A 19,847-nucleotide genomic window follows, 5' to 3' on the forward strand; every position below is an offset into this window, starting at 1 on the left:
TTCTCCACAGGATATTGTAAAAGGCAATAAAAAAGCCGGCAAATGCCGACTCCTTCAACTGACTTTGGCTTATCGTAATTTTAATGTCATTAGACCTAAAACTACCAGCATAATTGTAATAATCCAGAAACGGATCACCACTTGAGTCTCACGCCAGCCTTTCTTTTCATAATGATGATGCAAAGGTGCCATCAGGAATACACGTTTATTACGCATACGCAGCGATCCGATTTGCAGGAAAACAGAAATCGCTTCAACAACAAATACCCCACCCATGATCGCAAACACAATTTCTTGGCGAACCATTACTGCGATCGTACCCAACATCGCGCCTAGGGACAATGCACCTACATCGCCCATAAAGACTTGTGCCGGATGCGCGTTGTACCATAAGAAAGCTAAACCCGCACCAATCATCGCAGCACAGATAACCACCAATTCAGAAGTATATTTCACATAAGGAATATGTAAATAATTGGCAAAGCGAATATCACCGGCCAAATAAGCAAAAACACCTAAACCAGCCGCAACCAAGACAATTGGCATAATCGCCAAACCATCCAAACCGTCCGTCAAGTTCACCGCATTTGAACCACCGTTAATGACCAAATAGGTAAAAATAATAAACCCGATTCCCAATGGAATTGCAGACAGTGGAATACTCAAGTTCTTGAAGAATGGGATCAACAAATCCAACATATTGGCTGTATGGATAGGATTGTCCTGCTGTATTGCAATCACATACAATGCAATGCCTGCTCCCAGTGAACCTACCGATGTCCAAAAGAATTTTTTCTTGGCAGGTAAACCTGCATTATCTTTATAACGAACTTTAATCCAGTCATCTGCCCATCCAACCGCACCAAAGATCACCATCACCATTAAGACAATCCACACATAGGGATTGGATAAGTCTGCCCAAAGCAAAGTACTGATCCCAATCGAGAGTAGGATTAAAATCCCGCCCATGGTTGGTGTACCCATTTTCTTGGCATGATTTTCAGGTGCAAAAGAACTGACTGCTTGACCATATTTGAGCGCTTGTAGTTTACGAATCATCACTGGACCCAAAGCCCAACCAATCGCAAGTGCAGTCAATACACTCAGCAATGCGCGCAACGATAAGTATCGAACAACTTGGAACGCATTTTCATAACCTGCCAAGTGTTGAAATAACCAAAACAGCATTAAACTTTCTCCATCAAATCAGCCATCAACGTTTCCATATGGGTATAACGAGAACCTTTAAATAAGAAACTCATGGACTGGGGTTGATGTGTTTTTATTAAACTTAACAATAAAGGCAAAGCTTGTTCTTGATTCAGAAAAGCCTGTAATTTTTTGCCATATTGAGTGCTTCGAGCACCTTCTTGTGTTGCAGGAGCAAACTCGCCTATAGCGACCACGAAATCGATACCATTCACTGAAACAAGATCACGCCCTAGCATATAATGCTGTTGCGCAGCAGTATCCCCCAGTTCACCAATATCACCAACCACCATGACTTTGATTCCCTGCTGCTGTGCAAGTACCTGAGCCGCAGCACGCATGGAAGTTGGATTGGCATTGTAGGTATCATCAATCAATAGATGATTATTCTTTTGAATAAAGTTAAGCCGCCCTTTAGCACCTTGTGCCGACTCCAACCCCGCAACAATATCCTCTAAAGCGATACCCATGGCTAAAGCGAATGCTGTCGCAGCCTCGGCATTGTGCACATTGTGCTCTCCAGCAAAAGGCAAATTGACCACTTTACAACCCTGTGGCGTATTGATGGTAAATACTGCAGATTGTGCCAACAACTCAACATCTGTGGCAAAGATTTCCCCACCTTGCCCAAAACTTAAACAATGTTCTGTCCGTACAGCTTGGCGAATCGTATCAGTAAAATCATCTGCAGCAGGAACAATCGATGTGCCAGCCGGATCAATATGGTGATAAATTTCAGATTTAGCACGGCAAATCCCATCACGACCGCCAAACTCACCTAAATGTGCAGTTCCAATATTGAGAATCCCCGCCACCTGAGGTTGTACCAGTTTTGAGGTATAGTCAATTTCACCTTGATGGCTCGCCCCCAGCTCCATGACTGCATACTGATGTTCTGAACGAAGCTCCAAGAGCATCATTGGAACACCGAGATCATTATTTAAATTGCCACGTGTAATCAAAGTAGGGGCTAAACGCGCAAGAATACTGCCCAACATTTCTTTGGTGGTGGTTTTACCACTGCTGCCAGTCAGTGCAATCACTTTTAATTGAGGGTGCTGTGCGCGACGATATGCACCCAAATGCCCCAATGCCAAACGTGTATCTTCAACGACCAACTGACAGATATTGGCTTCAACCGGATGACTGACAATCGCAATTTGGCACCCGTTTTCAGCTACTTGTGCGACAAAATCATGTGCATCAAAACGCTCACCCTTGAGCGCTAAAAATGCATCACCGAGTTCAGCATAACGAGAATCAGTTAAAATACGTTTAATTTCACCTTGCGGCACTTGATCTAAATACCAATACCCTTGAGTGGCTTCAGCAAGTTCTGCTGCTGACCATGGTTCTAAAGGTACAGTACTTGTCGTCGAGGTATGCATCGTTTATTCCTACTGAGCTGGATAGGCTGAATTGGTTTTAAGGTGTTGTGCATCTATAGCAGATTGCACTTCAACGACATCATCAAACCAATGACGCACTCCATCTATTTCTTGATAGTTTTCATGTCCTTTGCCTGCAATCACCACAATATCGCCTGCTTGGGCATGTTTGACTGCATATTTAATCGCTTCACGACGATCACGTATCTCATGAACCTCGTGTTGGCTAAAATCGATATCTTGTTTCATATCGGCAAAAATCTGTTCAGGATTTTCAGTACGCGGATTATCTGAGGTAATCAGCACAGGATTGGCTTGTTCCAATGCAGCTTTGGTCATTAATGGTCGTTTACCACGATCACGGTCACCGCCACAACCAAATACCGCCCAGAGTTGATTTTCAACATGACGTTTTAGAGTTTTTAATACCTGGGTTAATGCATCTGGTGTGTGTGCATAGTCGACAACAAATAATCGATCCTGATCACGAATCACCTGCATACGTCCTGGCGCACCTTTTAATTTTGGTACTTGCGCAATCAACTGCCTTAAGTCAAAACCTGCTTGCTCAGCCATAATTAAACTTGCCACAAGGTTTTCAATATTAAAATGCCCAAGCAATGGGCTATGTACAGTAAATTCACCTTTGGCTGTTTTTAAGTGAAAAATTGCACCGTCCAAGCTGTATTTAATTCCAAACACTTGATAATCAGCAGCTTTGGAAGTCGAATAGGTCAATACTTTAGGATGTGATAAATTACTGCTTGCCGCATTCATCATCAAATCAGCATGCGCATCATCAATATTAATGACGGCAACTTTTAACGAAGTCCATTTAAACAATAATGATTTTGCTTCCGCATAGGCTTCAAGCGTCCCATGATAATCCAAATGATCGCGACTTAAATTGCTATAGGCGGCAATTTCAATATCACAACCATTTAAACGACCTTGCTCTAAACCATGGGAACTTGCTTCAATTGAGGCAAATTCAGCACCTTGCAGGGCAAAATCATGCATTAGATTTTGTAAATGCAAAGCATCTAATGTGGTATGAGAGGATGCTTCCAAATGCGGTAAGATACCATTACCTGTTGTCCCCATAACCGCACATTTTTTATTTTGTAATGCCAATAATTCAGCAACCAAACGTGAAATCGTGGTTTTACCATTGGTTCCTGTGACAGCCAAAACACGTACCGCTTGCACAGGTGCTGTGGCTTCTAAATATTGTTTTTGCCATTGCCCCATCAATCTGCGAACTTGAGGACAAACCAAAGCTGGTACAATGCCTAGATCCGTTTCGCTAATAATGGCCAATGCCCCTTTATCCAAAGCCGCCTGAGCAAACTGTCGTGTTTTTTCAGGTTGAGAATAACTGGTTAATGCAATAAAAATCTGTCCGTGCTGAACATAGCGACTATCCAGAGAGAAACCTTTAAATGGCTCAGACATCCAACTTTGTGTATGGTCTAGATCACGACCATCGTGATAAATGTCCTGAAAATTAATCATCATGATTTACCTATCGTGTCGCCTTTGCCGTTTCAAGCGGCTTGTCCAAAGGCACATTCATTAAACGTAAAGATTCTTGCATAATACGGGCAAAAACTGGTGCTGCAACCAGACCACCATAATATTGACCACGAGGATTCTCCACCACCACAATAATCGCTAAACGAGGATCACTGATCGGCGCAACGCCTGCAAATAATGCACGATATTCTGTATTTGAATACCCTCGATGATCAGGACGTAGTTTATGTGCCGTTCCTGTTTTACCTCCAACGCGATAACCCGGAATATTGGCCTGTTTCGCAGTACCACCTGGCATGGTCACTTGCTCTAACATCAATAAAACTGAGTCAGCAATTTTAGGATCTAGGACCTGCTTCCCTTTAGGCTGTTCATTGAGCTTATACAGGCTTAATGGATATTCCACACCATGATTGGCTAACATGGCATAACCTTGAGCTAATTGTAAAATGGTTGCATTCAGACCATAACCATATGCCATGGTTCCAATTTGAGATGAATTTAATTTTTCAGGGGGAAGCACCAAACCACTACTTTCACCTGGGAATTTCACCGCTGAACGCTGACCAAAACCAACCTTTCTAAAGAAACTCGGTAACGTTTCTTTCGGTAAAGACAGGGCAATTTTTGCAGAACCAACGTTAGATGACTTGATAATCACACCTGTTACAGTCAGTGAACCATAATTATGCGTATCACGAATCGTATGCGAACCTAGACGCATTGAACCCGGACTGGTATTGACTATAGTATTTGGCGTGTATTGACCACTTTCCAACCCAGCAGAAATCGTAAACGGTTTCATGGTCGAACCAGGTTCGAACATGTCAATCGCCCCTCGGTTACGCATGGCATCTTTATTATTCAACCCATTCTTGTCATTGGGGTTATAAGATGGCCAACTTGCCATTGCCAGAATTTCACCCGTTTTGACATCTACAGCAATTGAAGATGCCGAACGTGCATTGTTTGCCACACCGACAGCAGTCAACTCACGGTACATAATATATTGCAAACGTGAATCTATACTTAAAGTAATATTTTCACCGGCTTTGACTTCTTTCACGACTTCTGGCGTGCTGATACGGTTACCATGCTTATCGCGTGAAATTTTCTGCTCACCATCCTCACCGGCAAGACGCGAATTTAATTGCATCTCCAAGCCTTCAATCCCTGTCCCCTCACTATTGGTTAAACCAATAATTTGAGCATTGGGTTGAGGTTGCGGGTAATAACGTTTATAGGTTTTTTCAGCATACACACCGGCAAATTTATGCTGGGTAATGAAGTCTGCCTGAGGGGGTGGAACTTCTTTTTTTAACACCAAATAGCGTGAGCGAGGACGTTCATTCAAACGCTTCTTTAAATCTGCACGATCAATCCCGACTGCATCGGCCAATTCATCTAGATTTAAATTTTCATCAGGTAACTGACGTTTCAATTTTCTGCTGTTTGGCGTTTTTTGTAATTCAGCCGTGATGGTGTCAAATTGCTTTTTGGTCTCAAAATACTCTCTAGGATCAATCACCACCTTCATGATTGGAGAACTGATTGCCAAAGGTACACCGTGGCGATCACTAATTACACCACGCATGGCTTTTAAGGTTTCTGTACGCAAAATATTGGCATTGGCTTTATTCTGCAAAAAGTCTTTATTGATCACCTGCACATAAAATGCACGCCCAACCAGACCAACGAAGCAGAGAAGAACCACACCCCACATAAGATAAAACCGCCACATATCAATAGATGTGGTACTTTTCTGGGTAATGGACGGCTGCTTTTTACGCGGCTGCCGAGTCTGTTTAGTTTGCTTGTCTACCATACAGATGCCTTACTTCTTCTGCTCTGATTCACTTGGTAATGAAATGACAACTGTTTGTCCAGCTGGCGGTGAATACATACGGAGTTGCGTTACTGCACGCGTACCAATTTGTGCTGTCGCACCAAATGTCTGTTGTTCAATGAGCAACCGTCCCCACTCTGCATTAATATCTTCGCGCTCACGCATATAGCTATTTAAGTCACGGAAATCATGACGATAAGCAAAAACCTGTAACACGACCATGAAAGCGCTGACCAGTACTGCGGCAACCAAAAGACCATAAACAATTGCTTTTTTGACAGCGAGTTTACGACTTGATTCTTCTATAATTTCTTGTTTCATTGTGCGCCTTTTTGTTCTAATCGCTCTGCAACCCGAAGCCAAGCACTACGTGAACGCGGATTAGCTTTGACTTCTTCCTCACTGGCACGAATTCGGTCTACTTTTTTCAGTCGACGAGTATCTTGTACTTTTTGCGGTAATCCCCAACCATTATCTTCTGCTAAAGTTGATTCTTTTTGAATAAATTGTTTAATAATCCGGTCTTCAAGTGAATGAAAACTAATCACAGCTAAACGTGCATTTGATTTTAACAAATCTACGGCTTGAGGTAAAAAGGTATGTACATCATCCAACTCTTTGTTGATTTCTATACGAATGGCTTGGAAAGTTCGTGTTGCAGCATGTTTATTCTTTTCCCACTTTGGATGCGCAACCTTGACAATTTCTGCTAACTTTCCAGTAGTTTTAATATAACCGGCTTGTTTGATCGCTTTGGCAATACGGCGACTATAGCGTTCTTCACCATATTGAAAAATGATATTCGCCAAATGTTCTTCTTCAACATCCAGCAACCATTCAGCCGCGGTTTGCCCTTGTGAATTATCCATACGCATATCAAGTGGTCCATCATTCATGAAACTAAAACCACGTTCAGCTTGATCTAACTGAGGTGATGACACCCCTAAATCTGCCATAATGCCATCAACTTGATAAATATCCAATTGATTCAATTCTTGTTGTAAATCTGCAAAACTGGCATGAATAATTTTAAAGCGCGAATCTTCTTTTTCAAGCTGATAGGCCACTTCGAGTGCCTGAGGGTCTTTATCAAAAGCATATACTTTTGAATGCTCATCTAACTTGGAGAGTAATAAACGCGTATGCCCGCCACGCCCAAACGTCCCATCCACGTAAATTCCTGTATTGCGCCCTGCAAGTAAAGCATCGACAGTTTCATGTAGTAATACAGAAATATGAGACATAATTAGAGTTTCAGTTTAAGCAAAAAAAGTAACTGCACATTATTACCTTGTTTTGTTAAAGCTCCAAACGACTTTTTGTAGGGAAATATTACTTTTTATGGAGAAAACCGTTTTTCCAGTGTTTGAATCTAAAAACAGCGTAAAAAACAAACACAACCAGCACTATAAAATGCCCCTAATTGCTTAATCATTTTCACGTCGTGATTTTCAAGGTGTTTGACGACCATCCATCCGTGTCGAGCATAGAATTTACAAGCATAGCTTCTTGCATCAGTTTCCAAGCAAATTTCCTGAAAATATTGAAATAAAAAATCCTCAGCTTTTTTAAGCAATGCGCTGCCCATTTCCTTCGCTTCAACATCAGAATAAACAAACATGGCAAAAATGCGTCCTTCATCTTGCTCTGCTCATGCAAATCCACATATCTGATCATTCAACTCAGCGCCCCAAACACAGGAACAACATTGAATTACTGTCAGATATGGTTGCGTAGTAATACCCAACTCCGTCAACTGTGCCCGTAATCATGATTTTCTTTAACTGAGGTTCAGATATCAAAAGTTATTTCAATGCCATTGACTGTAACTGGTCTGATTTGGATGCATATCGTTTCAAATTATTGTTTAGTTTAAAACCAGTCTAACGCATTCAATCATAAATAAAAGAAGCCTCCTAAAAAGGAGGCTTCTTTATCCAATCCATCATAACTTAACGTTTGGTATTATAAATCTGATCAAAAACACCGCCATTTGCAAAATGTGTTTGCTGCGCTTTTGCCCAACCACCAAATACTTCATCAATGGTAAAGGTTTTTAACTCAGGAAATTGTTTGGCATATTTTGCTAAAATCTTTGCATTACGTGGACGATAAAAATGACGTGCTGCCATATCCTGACCAATCGGTGAATATAAATAATTGATATAGCCTGTAGCCAGCCATTTATTGCCATTCTTCTCAACTGTCTTATCTACAATCGCAACAGAAGGCTCCGTCAGAATCGACATGGAAGGATAGACAATATCAAACTTATTGCCTGTGGCTTTTTTACTCACCATGGCCTCATTTTCCCAAGTCAATAAAACGTCACCAATGCCACGTTCAGCAAATGTGGTCATGGATGCACGTGCAGCAGGATCCATCACTTTCACGTTATGGTACATCTTAGAGACAAATTCACGTGCTTTTGCATCATTTCCGCCGGGTTGTTTAAGCGCATAACCCCAAGCTGAAAGATAAATCCATCTTGGCAATCCACCCGTTTTCGGATTCGGCGTAATGATTTGCACGCCCGGCTTGGTCAAATCTGTCCAATCTTTGATGCCTTTAGGATTACCCTTACGCACTAAAAATACAACTGTTGAAGTATAAGGTGCAGAGTTGTTTGGGAATTCTTTTTCCCAACCCGGATTAATTTGACCCGACTTCACAATTTCGTTGATGTCATTGGCTAAAGCCAAAGTGACTACATCTCCTTTCAAGCCATCGACCACAGCACGCGCTTGCTTTCCAGACCCGCCATGTGATTGTTTAAAATCTACAGTTTTCCCTGTACGAGCTTTCCAGTATGCTCCAAATGATTTATTAAACTCATCATAGAACTCACGCGTTGCATCATAAGACACATTTAAAAATTCACGATCAGCCGCATGGGCGATTTGAGTTGTTCCCGTAAATCCAGTCGCAATGATCACAGCACTTAAAAGTGCTTTAAAATTGTTTTTCATATGAGCGCCGCAGCAAATTTAAAATTATTCTAAATATATGAAATAAGCCAATAAACTTCAATCAAAAGCGCAAGGATATAAAATTTAAAACTGAACACAGATAAACCATGCTTGATCTTGATGAATATTTCCGAGTCTCTACGCTGTTATTGCTGAGTTATTATTTATATTGATCACATCAGATAAAAGATCGAAAACTGAAAACCTTCATGTTGGGGCGACGATAACTCTTATAAAATAATGGTCAATAATGTGCGCATCAAAACGATTACCACAACAATCTGATAAATGATTAGAAACCAAAATTGAAAAAAATATGATGTTGAAGGAAAAAGCAAAGCCTGTTTAGATCAAAGGCCTTGCTTTCTAAAAGATTACTTTTCAGCTGTAAATTGATCGTATACCCCACCATTGGCAAAATGCACCTTCTGTGCTTTTGCCCAACCACCAAAAACTTGATCGATGGTAAACAATTTGATTTTTGGAAATTTAGCAGCATATTTGGCAGCGGCTTTTAGGTCACGGGGACGGAAATTGTATTTTGCTGCAAGATCTTGTCCTACAGGTGAATAGAGATAGTTCAAATAACCCTTGGCTAGATTTCGGTTGCCATCTTTATCGACAACTTTGTCAACAATGGCAACCGAAGGTTCAGCGAGAATGGAAATTGACGGATAAACAATCTGATATTTGTCTTTATCTGGACCAGAGGTTGCCAAAATTGCTTCATTTTCCCAAGACAGCAATACATCACCAATACCACGGTCAGCAAAAGTGGTCAGAGAACCTCGAGCACCAGAGTCTAAAACTTTGACATTTTTATAAATCTTTTTCACCAATTCACGTGCTTTGGCATCATTACCACCTGGCTGTTTCAAAGCATAGCCCCAAGCGGATAAATAGATCCAACGCGGTGCCCCACCTGTTTTAGGGTTAGGGGTAATAATTTCAACACCCGGTTTTACAAGATCATTCCAATCCTTGATACCTTTTGGATTGCCCTTTCGGACCAGAAACACCACTGTTGAGGTATAAGGTGCTGAGTTATTCGGAAACTCTTTCTGCCAACCTTTTTCAATCAAACCTGCATTTACAATTTCATCAATATCGTTTGCCAATGCCAGAGTCACCACATCGGCCTGCAAACCATCGACCACTGAGCGTGCTTGTTTGCCTGACCCCCCATGAGATTGTTTAAACTCAACATCTTGTCCCGTTTTCGATTTCCAGAACTGTCCAAAACTTTTGTTATATTCTTGATAAAATTCTCGGGTAGGATCATACGATACATTTAAGAATTCTTTTGCCGCATATGTATTCCCAACGGCAATCAAACTGATTGCACTTAAAAGCAGTAGTCTTTTCATTAGTTTCTCGGTTTTTCAGTGACTAGAATGCACTATATTTTTATTATTTTGATTTAACAATCAATTACTTATAAATATAAACTCTATTCTTATCATATTTAAAGATATTCAAAATCATGCAATAAACAGCTCAATAATTTCGAATCTTTTCTAAACAGTTTATTGTATACTTGAACTCTTCACGATTCATCCATATTTATATGATATTAATTTAATTATTACATTTCGTTTCAATGGTTGTTTTTTAAACATTTTTTGTGTAGTATTATTAAAAAATGTGACGTAGTTAAGCTTTTTGTAACTTATTTTGCTACAATAACCGTGTTAAACACACCTTGTTAAAGAAAAAAAATCGACCATCCGGGGGAGTAGATGGAATGAAGTATCCATATTTAAAATTGTTAGGTATCAGCTTAGGACTAACAATCATGGCACAAACAGGTCACAGTGCAGTCATTAAAGACACCACTCGACCAATACAATCTATGATTGTGGTATCCGACAAACAGTCACCGATTGAAAAAGCGCTCAATCAGCAAAAACGTGGTGAAAGCAAACTGATCTCAGACAAAGATCAAATCAAAGTTTTAACTTCACTAAAAACGACACCATCACAAAACTTTTTAGCTGAACAACATCAAAAGTTTTCGCGTTTTGTACAAGCAATTTTCCAACCACATACTTCATAGCTGATTGATTTAATAAGATAAATTCTTTTCTCCTCAGAAGAATTTAAAAGCCCAGTCCTTTATTGGTGAATTAACCCTTAAGCGACTGGGCTTTTTCGTTATAATAGTTTTAATTTACATTCTGAATAATATTTGGTTATGAAAGTCCGTACTCGTATTGCACCCTCTCCAACAGGTTTCCCTCATGTCGGGACAGCCTATATTGCTTTGTTTAATTTATGCTTTGCCAAACAACACGGTGGTGAATTCATTCTGCGTATTGAAGATACAGACCAACTTCGCTCTACGCCAGAGTCTGAAAAAATGATTTTAGACTCATTGCGTTGGTTAGGACTAAATTGGTCGGAAGGTCCAGATGTCGGTGGTCCACACGCACCTTATCGCCAATCTGAACGTATGGGAATTTATAAACAATATGCATTAGAGCTTGTTGAAAAAGGGCATGCCTTCTATTGTTTTGCGACAGCTGAAGAACTTGATCAAATGCGTGCAGAACAGCAAGCCCGTGGTGAAACACCGCGTTATGATGGGCGTGGTTTAAAACTTTCCCAGGAAGAAGTACAGCAACGTCTTGCCGCTGGTGAAGCACATGTGATTCGCATGAAAGTGCCAGAACAGGGAATTTGCCAATTCAACGACTTATTGCGCGGCGAAGTTGAAATTCCATGGTCTCAAGTAGACATGCAAATTTTGCTTAAAACGGATGGTTTGCCAACTTACCATTTGGCGAATGTGGTCGACGATCATTTAATGGAAATTACCCATGTGATTCGTGGTGAAGAATGGATACCATCGGCACCAAAACACCAGTTACTTTATCAATATTTTGGTTGGGAAATGCCAACCTTATGCCACATGCCATTGTTGCGTAATCCTGACAAATCAAAATTGTCTAAACGTAAAAACCCAACATCCATCAATTATTACAAAGATATCGGCGTACTTCCTGAAGCATTACTCAATTATTTAGGTCGCATGGGATGGTCAATGCCAGATGAAAGCGAAAAGTTTACTTTAGCTGAAATGATTGAGCATTTTGACATTCAACGTGTGTCTTTGGGTGGTCCTATTTTCGATGTTGAAAAACTCAATTGGTTAAATGGACAATGGATTAAGGCGCTTACTCCCGCCGAACTGTTAAATACGCTCTTGGCTTGGAAAGCAGACCGTAAAACCCTTGAGGACATTGCAGCAGCAATTCAACCCCGTATTCACTTACTTTCTGAAGCGGTTAATTGGGCAGGCTTTTATTTCAATCAATTCCCTACCTTATCCAAGGAACAGTTTGAAAGTAAAAAACTCAGTGAAGAGCAAGTTCGCCAAAGTTTACAGTTTGCCATCTGGCGTTTGGAAAGCTTATTTACCTGGAATAATGATACCGTGAGCCAAACCCTGATGGATTTGGCGAATCAAATGGAAATCAAACTCCGTGATTTCATGCCTGCATTCTTTATCGCGATTGCTGGTTCAACTTCATCGACTCCTGTTATGCAATCAATGGTGACGATTGGTCCAGACTTAACCTTTGCACGTCTACGTCATGCACTTGAAATTGTGGGTGGTCCGAGCAAAAAAGAAGCAAAAGTTTGGGAAAAGCTGAATGAAAGCATCAAATTGCCGAAAAATGATGCAATCAACGAAGCTTAATTCATTTTTCTGTTGACGTGAAGGCGCAATATCCCTAATATTGCGCTCACACAGACTGGGGGTCATAGCTCAGTTGGTAGAGCGCTACAATGGCATTGTAGAGGTCAGGAGTTCGATCCTCCTTGACTCCACCAAAAGTTTTACTTGTGTTGCCTCATCTGTCCCTATCGTCTAGAGGCCTAGGACATCGCCCTTTCACGGCGGTAACCGGGGTTCGAATCCCCGTAGGGACGCCATATTCAAGATGGTGACATCTTTATAAAAACCCAAGCATTATGACTTGGGTTTTTTATTCTCTAAATTTTGATTGATTATACTCGTCCAGTCTTTTTTGCATTCTAAATGAGAACGATTAGAATAATAGCAAGATGATTAATATGGAGTCACCATGCAATACCAATGTCCAAAGTGTCAAAGCCGGAAAATTCTTCCAGTTGCAAACGGCAGCACACCTGCAGCTCGCCCAGTTGTACCTAAAAGTTTGGTATTTTTGATTCCGCTACTCTTTATTTTATTGCTTTTGGTTGTCATCAGTATCGTGATGTGGATTTTCAGTAATGGCGCAGGTCAGACATTGCAGATTGCAACAGTTGTTGTGTTTATCGCAACAGTGATTGCCGGTGTGCTTTTTTGGCGTGATCTTCCTGATTTTAAAATTTCCATGCAATCTTTTATGCAAGCCAATAAAAACTGGAAGTGTCGCGACTGTAACCATGAATGGCAAATCTAGAGACATCACTCAATAGATTTAGAAACTAAACCATTCACATTAATGTGAATGGTTTTTTTCTTGGGCCATGGATGAACCTTGAACATGCTCTGGTGCTGTATGTGAATCCACCATATCTGCATCATCCTCGATTTGCAGGGTCATTTCAGTAATCCCATGTTGATGACTCAGCATTTCCATTGCTTGTTGATACAGCGGGTTCCGGTCTGCTTCAGGTGCATATAAATGAACCGTTAAATGAACATTTTTGGAGGTAATTGCCCAGACTTTGAGTTGGTGAATACTTTCTACGCCCTTTATCGATAACAGATCATTGCGCAGCTTCTCAATATCAATTTCCTCAGGCACCCCTTCCAAAAGAATATTGATACTTTGTTTGAGTAGAGTCCATGTTCTTGGCAAGACCCAAAACCCGATAAGCACAGCAATTACCGTATCGACCCACATCCAACCGGTAAAATAAATAATTGCGCCACCGACGACAACACCCACTGAACCAAGCGCATCACTCAAGACTTCCAAATAAGCTCCCTTGATATTTAAACTTTCTTGGGAACTTGAAAATAGAATCTTCATCGAAATAAGATTAATCACCAAACCGATAACGGCGACAATCATCATGCCCACACTTTGAATCTCGGGAGGTTGGCTAAAGCGCTGATAAGCTTCGTAAAGAATATAAATTGCAACTACAAACAACATCAGCGCATTAAACAAAGCTGCCAGAATTTCAAAACGCTGATAGCCAAATGTACGCTTGTTGTCCGCGGGTAATTTTCCAATTTTTATCGCGACCAATGCAATTGCGAGCGCAGCTGCATCGGTAAACATATGTGCGGCATCCGACAGCAATGCCAAACTCTGTGTGATAAAACCAGCGACCACTTCAACAATCAAAAAAGTACCGGTCAATAGCAATGCAAAGCTTAGTTTTTTAACATTGCCCTCTGTAACCCTGGCATGACTGTGGTCATGCCCTTGTTGTTCACTCATTTCAGACCTCTCGTTATTTTATAAATGGGGAGTTCATTTCCTTTTATTGATAATAATTATTATTATCAATAATAATTTTTCTCTATATAATACCTGTACAGCTTTTTTTGATTTGACACTACACCTCACAACAGGATGTCTACAATGAATAAATATCTTGCACTCGCCCTACTGTTTTGTTCTTATAGCAATGCACATGAACCCTATATTGCACCGTTAAGTTACATCACTACAAATTCACAAATTCCAGTGATTGGAGCTTATGCAGAAGAAGCTCTCAATGCTGAACATGCACTTAAACAAGCAGCTTTAACAGTCATTCAACCTGATCAAAGTCAATTACACATTCAACCTGCGGGTACTTTAAAATCTGCGACTGTTTTTGATCTGACCTTACCACAGTCAGGTACTTATCAACTGGCTACTCAAGTTTCGTTTCCTCTCAAATATGTACAACATCATAAAGAATGGAAAATGCTTTTCGATGTTGCTGCAGATAAAGCGGGAAATATTTCTGAACGCGACTACGTGATCCCAACTGATTTCAAAAAAGTACCTGTCCCCGTCAGTATTCAGCGTGCATGGTCAATCCAAAGCTATATTTCAAAAGATAAACCTTCCGCATTCCAAAACAAAACTGATGCAGTGATAAAGGTTGAGTTTAAAACCCATCCCAATGACATCACTGCGCAACAACCTGTACAAATCCTGATTAAAAAATCCGGACAAGCACTCAAAAATGCTGAGTTGCTTGTTCGAGCTCAAGGTCAAACCGATAAACAAGCTTTAAAAGTTCCCGTCGCTCTTGATGGCTCTGCCACACTCACTTTCCCGAATTCTGGACAATATCTGGTTGAAGTCAGTGAAGCCTTCAATTCAACAGCAAAACCAGTCGATCAAAACTACACCATCATTAGCTTGGGCGTATTACCCGCAGACAAATAATAAAACCTCACAAAATACAGAGACCCTCTCCTTGCTTACCCAAGAAAGAGGGTTTTGTTTTCACAGATAAACAGCAGCTTGCTAACTTCTCTCTTTACGCTCATTCATCCAGCGATATATCACAGGCAAAATCACCAGGGTCAACAACGTAGACGACATAATTCCTCCGATCACCACAGTTGCCAGTGGACGCTGTACTTCAGCCCCTGTTCCTGTCGCCAATGCCATTGGAACAAAACCTAGAGATGCAACACAGGCAGTCATCAATACAGGTCTTAAACGCAAAATTGCACCTTGCCAAGTGGCATGATAAATATCGAGTTGCTGACGCAATTCCTTAATAAATGTCAACATGACCAGACCATTCAGCACCGCCACACCAGAGAGTGCAATAAAGCCGACTCCGGCAGACATAGACAGCGGTATTTCTCGCAGCCATAACGCAATCAAGCCACCACATAGCGCAAATGGAACACCTGTAAAGACCAATAAGCTTTCTTTAAAGTTATGGAAAACTGCCATTAACAAAATAAAGATCGTAATCAAAGCCAATGGAACCACCAACTGCATTCTGGCTTTGGCTGAAGTGAGGTTTTCAAACTGCCCTCCATAACTCAGCCAATAACCTGCCGGCATTTCCTGTTTCGCTAACGTAGATTGCAGTTCCGAAACAAAAGATCCTAGATCACGGCCTTCTACATTTGTGGTGACAACAACCCGACGTTTACCATTCTCACGGCTCACCTGATTGATCCCTAAAATATTTTCAACTTTAGCGACGTCTTGTAACTGAATTAAGCCACCATTCGGTGTTTGAATCGGCAAGACAGCCAAATGTTCTGGGGTACGTTGCGCATCATCTAGACGGATCACGAAGTCAAAACGACGATCCCCTTGTAAAATCTGTCCAACATTCTGCCCGCCCACACTTGTTGAAACCAAATCCTGTATGGCTCTTACAGATAATCCATATTGCGCTGCTGCTGCTTTATTGACTTCAACATTCAGCAAAGGTAGACCTGATGTCTGCTCGATCTTAACCGCAGATGCACCTGAAATACTTTGAACCTGTTGGGCAATTTTACTCGCCTGCTGATTCAATATATCCATGTCATCGCCAAATATTTTGATTCCGACATCACTGCGCACCCCTGAAATCAATTCATTGAAACGTAGTTCAATCGGTTGCGAAAACTCACTGTTGTTACCCGGCAATGTTGCAAGAAAAGCAATCATTCGCTGACGTAATTCATCTATGCTTTCTTTCGGGTTTTTCCATTCTTTCTGCGGTTTTAACAAGACCACTGCATCTGAAATATTCGGTGGCATTACATCTGTTGCCACTTCTGCGGTACCTGTGCGGGCAAATATGGCTTTAATTTCCGGAAATTCTTTAAGTAACAATTTTTCGGTATTTTCTTGCATTCTTAAAGATTGTTCCAAACTGGTACTCGGGGAACGCATTTGCTGTACTGCAAAATCTCCTTCACTCAGTGTCGGTGCAAATTCACTTCCAATCTGCGTTGCAAGTAGACCTGTCAAAAATAAAATACATAGTGCAAGCGTGATGACAAACACTTTGAAATGATAGGCTAAGTTCAATACCGCTTCATATTTACGCTTTAACCAAAGCATCCAGCGACTTTCTGTTTCCTTCACTTCACCATTCACAAACAGCGCCACCGCTGCTGGAATAAACGTCACGGAAAGAATAATCGCCCCCAGAAGCGCCAATACAACCGTCATTGCCATGGGATGGAACAGTTTAGCTTCAACCCCTGACAAAGCAAAAATAGGCAAATACACCACTAAAATAATCAATTGACCAAAAATCAATGGACGACGTGCCTGTTTTGCTGCAAGGAAAACTTCTTTGAAGCGCTCTGATCGTGACAATAATCGTCCTTTAGCATGTTGAGCTTCTGCTAAGCGGCGAATACAGTTTTCCACAATCACTACTGCGCCATCTACGATAATCCCGAAATCCAATGCACCGAGACTCATCAAGTTCGCACTGATTTTTTGTTCCACCATACCCGCTAAAGTGAAGAGCATGGACAATGGGATTACACAGGCAGTAATTAAAGCTGCACGGAAATTACCTAAAAACAAGAACAAAATAACAATGACCAGAATCGCCCCTTCAACCAGGTTTTTCTGTACAGTTTTAATTGCTCTTTCAACCAGATCAGTACGGTCATAAACCGTTTCAATCACGATACCTTTAGGTAAAGACTGCTGAACTTCTTTAACTTTGGCATCCACGGCACGTGCGACTGTACGGCTATTTTCCCCCATCATCATCATGGCAATACCAAGCACGGTTTCTTGGCTGTTATAAGTTGCACCACCAGTTCGAAGATCATGTCCAATCGCCACGCTGGCAACATCAGCAACACGGATTGGAAAACCATTTTTATTGCCAATGCTGACATTTTGAATATCTTCAATACTGCTGAGCATTCCAGGAACACGCACAGTCAATTGCTGACCATTGGTTTCGATAAAACCAGCACCACGGTTTTCATTATTTAAAGTCAAAGCATTCTGCAAATCACTGAGCGGTATTTGCAGTTGTTGCAGACGATTGAGATCAGGGGTGACCACATACGTTTTATTAAAGCCACCAATGGAGTTAACCTCAGCTACCCCGGGTACTCGTTGTAATTGTGGTCTAACAATCCAATCCTGAATTTCACGCAAATCCATGGCGCTGTAGGGAGTTCCATCAGCTTTCTTGGCATCGGGTTTAGCTTTAACCACCCATTGATAAATTTCTCCCAGACCTGTCGACACTGGCGACATCGTGGGTGAAATATCATCAGGTAGTGCTGTTTGAGCTTCTTGTATACGCTGATTAATTTGTTGGCGCGCCCAATAAATGTCTGTGCCATCTTTAAAAATAATGGTGACTTGTGATAGGCCATAGCGAGAAATTGAACGGGTCATCTCAAGCTTGGGCAGCCCTGCCATCGCAGTTTCAATGGGATAGGTGATTCGCTGCTCGACTTCCAATGCAGTAAACCCAGCTGCCTGAGTGTTCACTTGTACTTGGACATTGGTAATATCAGGTACTGCATCAATCGGTAATTTTTGATAGCTGTAGACACCAACACCAATCCACGCCACGATAAACAGTATTACCCATATCGCATTTTTAATGGAGAATTGAATGAGTCGATCAAATAGTCCCTCTGCCTGAGGTAATTCCTGGTCTTTTTCTAAATCTAATTGAGCGTCTGGAGAATCCTTAATGGTCATGGCTCGCTTCTCCTTTTTCCAGTTCAGATTTGAGTAAGAAACTGCCTTGCGCCGCGTATTGCTGCCCTTGCTTTAGACCTGACTGAATTTCAATCCATTGTCCATCACTGGATACCTGCCCCAAGACTACAGCTTGTGCTTTAAATTCAACCTTTTTGTCATGCTCGCTGGCAATAAATACAACATCTTTATCCTCTATTTTTTGTATGGCACTTTTCAATACACGTAATGCCTGAGCAGAGCCTGGCTGTTGAAGTTGGACATTCACCATTAAGTTTGGACGTAATTCAGCAGCATTGGATAATACTTTGGCTCGCACTTGTAAACGTCCAGTTTGAGCATCAGCTTCAGTATTTAAACTTTGAATCTGAGCCGTGAAAGTATTACCTGTTTGTAAAGACTTAAACTCAATCTGTTGATTCGGTGCAATAGATGAAAATTCGGAACTTGGGACAATAAATTCAAGCCACAATTGATCTAACTGATCAATCACAAACAATTGACTGGCAAGCTGAACATTCTCCCCCATGACTAAGTCTTTTTTACTAATAATACCTGCAATTGGCGCTGTCATGACATAACGCCCCTGACTTCCAGAAGAAGCCCCTAAAGCAGACAAACGAGATTTTGTTGCTTGCACCTGTATTTGAGCCTGTTTATAGGCATTGTATGCACGCTGATAATCTTGCTTTGCAGAGATGCCCTGTGACCACAACTGACGCTCACGCTCATAATCTTGACGCGCCAGTTCCATTGCTGTTTGTGCAATCTGTAAGTTCGCTTGCTGGTCAACTAAATCCGGAACAACAAGCGTTGCCAATGCTTGACCTTTTTGCACACGTTGCCCCAGCTCAACATTTACAGAAATCACTTGCCCACTAAAAGCAGGAGAGACATGCGCCTGTCGATCCGTATTGACCATGATTTTTGCAGGATAAGAAGCTGACTTTAAAACAGCACCCATTTCTGCTTTGGCAAGTTGTATGCCTTGTTCAGTAATCTGCTGTGCAGTCAGACTAATTGTTTCTTTTTCCTCTTCTTCACTGTGCCCAGCTTCATTTGCCCCTCCCTGAGCCGATTCCGCAGCACCTTCTTCACCATGCGCATGACCTTCCTCGGCATGCCCCTCCTCTTTTGATGAGCTTTTCTTCGATGAAAAAAGTAAAGCCATTGCAATAAGGGCTGTCAGGGCAATAGCAACAATGATCAGTAGGCGTTGAGAAATTTTGCCCTGCTGATGCTGAAACGATTTAAATTGATTTAGCAT

At 41.3% G+C, this 19,847-nt stretch carries 16 protein-coding genes and 2 tRNA genes; 6 read left to right on the forward strand and 12 right to left on the reverse strand.

Translation table 11 applies throughout. From position 1 onward, the window contains the following. Positions 1-69 precede the first annotated feature (69 nt). From mraY to IMO47_RS10465, 9 genes are all read right to left on the reverse strand, one after another. Positions 70-1,188 (reverse strand): phospho-N-acetylmuramoyl-pentapeptide-transferase, encoded by a 1,119-nt coding sequence (mraY, locus tag IMO47_RS10425; protein WP_196075549.1) that lies wholly within the window; start codon positions 1,186-1,188, stop codon positions 70-72. Continuing rightward, complete coding sequence (gene murF, locus IMO47_RS10430) at positions 1,188-2,597, reverse strand: UDP-N-acetylmuramoyl-tripeptide--D-alanyl-D-alanine ligase (protein ID WP_196075550.1); 1,410 nt, start codon at positions 2,595-2,597, stop codon at positions 1,188-1,190. The genes mraY and murF overlap by 1 nt, the downstream gene beginning before the upstream one ends. 9 nt (positions 2,598-2,606) lie before the next feature. After that, entirely contained in the window at positions 2,607-4,115 is a 1,509-nt protein-coding gene (locus IMO47_RS10435; RefSeq protein WP_196075551.1) for a UDP-N-acetylmuramoyl-L-alanyl-D-glutamate--2,6-diaminopimelate ligase, read from the reverse strand. Positions 4,116-4,122: 7 nt separating this feature from the next. Continuing rightward, the gene (gene ftsI, locus IMO47_RS10440) at positions 4,123-5,958 is read right to left on the reverse strand and encodes a penicillin-binding protein PBP3 (protein WP_196075552.1); all 1,836 of its coding nucleotides are present in this window, start codon (positions 5,956-5,958) and stop codon (positions 4,123-4,125) included. Between the two features lie 9 nt (positions 5,959-5,967). Continuing rightward, on the reverse strand, positions 5,968-6,300 hold the full coding sequence (gene ftsL, locus IMO47_RS10445) for a cell division protein FtsL (RefSeq protein WP_196075553.1): 333 nt from the start codon (positions 6,298-6,300) through the stop codon (positions 5,968-5,970). Beyond that, positions 6,297-7,223, reverse strand: a complete 927-nt coding sequence (gene rsmH, locus IMO47_RS10450) for a 16S rRNA (cytosine(1402)-N(4))-methyltransferase RsmH (protein WP_196075554.1) — start codon at positions 7,221-7,223, stop codon at positions 6,297-6,299. Before rsmH ends, ftsL begins: the two co-directional genes overlap by 4 nt. 128 nt (positions 7,224-7,351) lie before the next feature. After that, positions 7,352-7,600: a hypothetical protein gene (locus tag IMO47_RS19620; protein WP_227552169.1), complete on the reverse strand. Its 249-nt coding sequence runs from the start codon at positions 7,598-7,600 to the stop codon at positions 7,352-7,354. A 331-nt stretch (positions 7,601-7,931) separates the two neighbouring features. Next, positions 7,932-8,948 carry a sulfate ABC transporter substrate-binding protein gene (locus IMO47_RS10460; protein ID WP_196075555.1) on the reverse strand — a complete coding sequence of 339 codons (1,017 nt, stop codon included), beginning with the start codon at positions 8,946-8,948 and terminating at the stop codon, positions 7,932-7,934. A gap of 374 nt (positions 8,949-9,322) precedes the next feature. Then, entirely contained in the window at positions 9,323-10,315 is a 993-nt protein-coding gene (locus IMO47_RS10465; protein ID WP_196075556.1) for a sulfate ABC transporter substrate-binding protein, read from the reverse strand. Between the two features lie 377 nt (positions 10,316-10,692). Here IMO47_RS10465 and IMO47_RS10470 point away from each other — a divergent pair, with 377 nt between their 5' ends. From IMO47_RS10470 to IMO47_RS10490, 5 genes are all read left to right on the forward strand, one after another. After that, the gene (locus IMO47_RS10470; protein WP_196075557.1) at positions 10,693-11,004 is read left to right on the forward strand and encodes a DUF4179 domain-containing protein; all 312 of its coding nucleotides are present in this window, start codon (positions 10,693-10,695) and stop codon (positions 11,002-11,004) included. Between the two features lie 138 nt (positions 11,005-11,142). Further along, the gene (gene gltX, locus IMO47_RS10475; RefSeq protein ID WP_196075558.1) at positions 11,143-12,651 is read left to right on the forward strand and encodes a glutamate--tRNA ligase; all 1,509 of its coding nucleotides are present in this window, start codon (positions 11,143-11,145) and stop codon (positions 12,649-12,651) included. Positions 12,652-12,709: 58 nt separating this feature from the next. Then, a tRNA-Ala gene (locus IMO47_RS10480) sits at positions 12,710-12,785 on the forward strand. 26 nt (positions 12,786-12,811) lie between these two features. Continuing rightward, a tRNA-Glu gene (locus tag IMO47_RS10485) sits at positions 12,812-12,887 on the forward strand. 152 nt (positions 12,888-13,039) lie between these two features. Further along, complete coding sequence (locus IMO47_RS10490; protein WP_196075559.1) at positions 13,040-13,381, forward strand: hypothetical protein; 342 nt, start codon at positions 13,040-13,042, stop codon at positions 13,379-13,381. A 39-nt stretch (positions 13,382-13,420) separates the two neighbouring features. On the opposite strand, the gene IMO47_RS10495 is transcribed toward IMO47_RS10490, so the two are convergent. Next, positions 13,421-14,374, reverse strand: a complete 954-nt coding sequence (locus IMO47_RS10495; RefSeq protein ID WP_196075560.1) for a cation diffusion facilitator family transporter — start codon at positions 14,372-14,374, stop codon at positions 13,421-13,423. A gap of 144 nt (positions 14,375-14,518) precedes the next feature. Between IMO47_RS10495 and IMO47_RS10500 the strand changes: the two genes are divergently transcribed. Then, positions 14,519-15,319 (forward strand): DUF4198 domain-containing protein, encoded by an 801-nt coding sequence (locus IMO47_RS10500; protein ID WP_196075561.1) that lies wholly within the window; start codon positions 14,519-14,521, stop codon positions 15,317-15,319. Positions 15,320-15,400: 81 nt separating this feature from the next. Here IMO47_RS10500 and IMO47_RS10505 read toward each other — a convergent pair whose 3' ends face one another. Together IMO47_RS10505 and IMO47_RS10510 are read right to left on the reverse strand one after the other, a co-directional pair. Next, complete coding sequence (locus IMO47_RS10505) at positions 15,401-18,580, reverse strand: CusA/CzcA family heavy metal efflux RND transporter (RefSeq protein ID WP_196075562.1); 3,180 nt, start codon at positions 18,578-18,580, stop codon at positions 15,401-15,403. After that, on the reverse strand, positions 18,570-19,847 hold the full coding sequence (locus tag IMO47_RS10510; RefSeq protein ID WP_196075563.1) for an efflux RND transporter periplasmic adaptor subunit: 1,278 nt from the start codon (positions 19,845-19,847) through the stop codon (positions 18,570-18,572). Before IMO47_RS10510 ends, IMO47_RS10505 begins: the two co-directional genes overlap by 11 nt.

This window comes from Acinetobacter sp. Res13-Abat-PEC15-P4-01 (assembly GCF_015676285.1).
Lineage (GTDB): Bacteria > Pseudomonadota > Gammaproteobacteria > Pseudomonadales > Moraxellaceae > Acinetobacter > Acinetobacter nematophilus.

What these genes read in the sequence shown, in the direction of transcription:
- rsmH (WP_196075554.1), bottom strand. Translation starts at nt 7,223, where the DNA reads ATGTCTCATATTTCTGTATTACTACATGAAACTGTCGATGCTTTACTT.
- IMO47_RS10460 (WP_196075555.1), bottom strand. Translation starts at nt 8,948, where the DNA reads ATGAAAAACAATTTTAAAGCACTTTTAAGTGCTGTGATCATTGCGACT.
- IMO47_RS10500 (WP_196075561.1), top strand. Translation starts at nt 14,519, where the DNA reads ATGAATAAATATCTTGCACTCGCCCTACTGTTTTGTTCTTATAGCAAT.
- ftsI (WP_196075552.1), bottom strand. Translation starts at nt 5,958, where the DNA reads ATGGTAGACAAGCAAACTAAACAGACTCGGCAGCCGCGTAAAAAGCAG.
- IMO47_RS10505 (WP_196075562.1), bottom strand. Translation starts at nt 18,580, where the DNA reads ATGACCATTAAGGATTCTCCAGACGCTCAATTAGATTTAGAAAAAGAC.
- IMO47_RS10465 (WP_196075556.1), bottom strand. Translation starts at nt 10,315, where the DNA reads ATGAAAAGACTACTGCTTTTAAGTGCAATCAGTTTGATTGCCGTTGGG.
- gltX (WP_196075558.1), top strand. Translation starts at nt 11,143, where the DNA reads ATGAAAGTCCGTACTCGTATTGCACCCTCTCCAACAGGTTTCCCTCAT.
- IMO47_RS10495 (WP_196075560.1), bottom strand. Translation starts at nt 14,374, where the DNA reads ATGAGTGAACAACAAGGGCATGACCACAGTCATGCCAGGGTTACAGAG.
- IMO47_RS10510 (WP_196075563.1), bottom strand. Translation starts at nt 19,847, where the DNA reads ATGCTAAATCAATTTAAATCGTTTCAGCATCAGCAGGGCAAAATTTCT.
- ftsL (WP_196075553.1), bottom strand. Translation starts at nt 6,300, where the DNA reads ATGAAACAAGAAATTATAGAAGAATCAAGTCGTAAACTCGCTGTCAAA.
- murF (WP_196075550.1), bottom strand. Translation starts at nt 2,597, where the DNA reads ATGCATACCTCGACGACAAGTACTGTACCTTTAGAACCATGGTCAGCA.
- mraY (WP_196075549.1), bottom strand. Translation starts at nt 1,188, where the DNA reads ATGCTGTTTTGGTTATTTCAACACTTGGCAGGTTATGAAAATGCGTTC.
- IMO47_RS19620 (WP_227552169.1), bottom strand. Translation starts at nt 7,600, where the DNA reads ATGTTTGTTTATTCTGATGTTGAAGCGAAGGAAATGGGCAGCGCATTG.
- IMO47_RS10470 (WP_196075557.1), top strand. Translation starts at nt 10,693, where the DNA reads ATGAAGTATCCATATTTAAAATTGTTAGGTATCAGCTTAGGACTAACA.
- IMO47_RS10490 (WP_196075559.1), top strand. Translation starts at nt 13,040, where the DNA reads ATGCAATACCAATGTCCAAAGTGTCAAAGCCGGAAAATTCTTCCAGTT.
- IMO47_RS10435 (WP_196075551.1), bottom strand. Translation starts at nt 4,115, where the DNA reads ATGATGATTAATTTTCAGGACATTTATCACGATGGTCGTGATCTAGAC.